At 51.1% G+C, this 331-nt stretch carries 1 tRNA gene and 1 rRNA gene; both read right to left on the bottom strand.

Going from position 1 to position 331, the window contains the following annotated elements:
* Nucleotides 1–49: 49 nt before the first annotated feature.
* A tRNA-Glu gene (locus tag EES38_RS22055) sits at nucleotides 50–125 on the bottom strand.
* A gap of 68 nt (nucleotides 126–193) precedes the next feature.
* Nucleotides 194–331: ribosomal RNA gene (locus EES38_RS22050) — 16S ribosomal RNA — on the bottom strand; the annotation flags it as partial.

Raw genomic sequence — 331 nt, 5'->3', positions numbered from 1 at the left:
GACCAATTGATTAAAAGTCAACTGCTCTACCAACTGAGCTAACGACCCGTGGTATCCCGTAGGGGAGTCGAACCCCTGTTACCGCCGTGAAAGGGCGGTGTCCTAGGCCTCTAGACGAACGGGACACTAAGATACTCTAAAACGACTATAAACCATCAATCTGTGTGAACACTCGACAACAAACATCATCGTGTAAGGAGGTGATCCAGCGCCAGGTTCCCCTAGCGCTACCTTGTTACGACTTCACCCCAGTCATGAACCACAAAGTGGCAAGCGTCCTCCCGAAGGTTAAACTACCTGCTTCTTTTGCAGCCCACTCCCATGGTGTGAC

The sequence above is a fragment of the Vibrio viridaestus genome, assembly GCF_003856525.1.
In the GTDB taxonomy this organism is placed as follows: Bacteria; Pseudomonadota; Gammaproteobacteria; order Enterobacterales; family Vibrionaceae; genus Vibrio; species Vibrio viridaestus.
The sequence above is the reverse complement of the archived record's forward strand: the minus strand, read 5'-3'. Positions and strand labels throughout refer to the sequence as shown.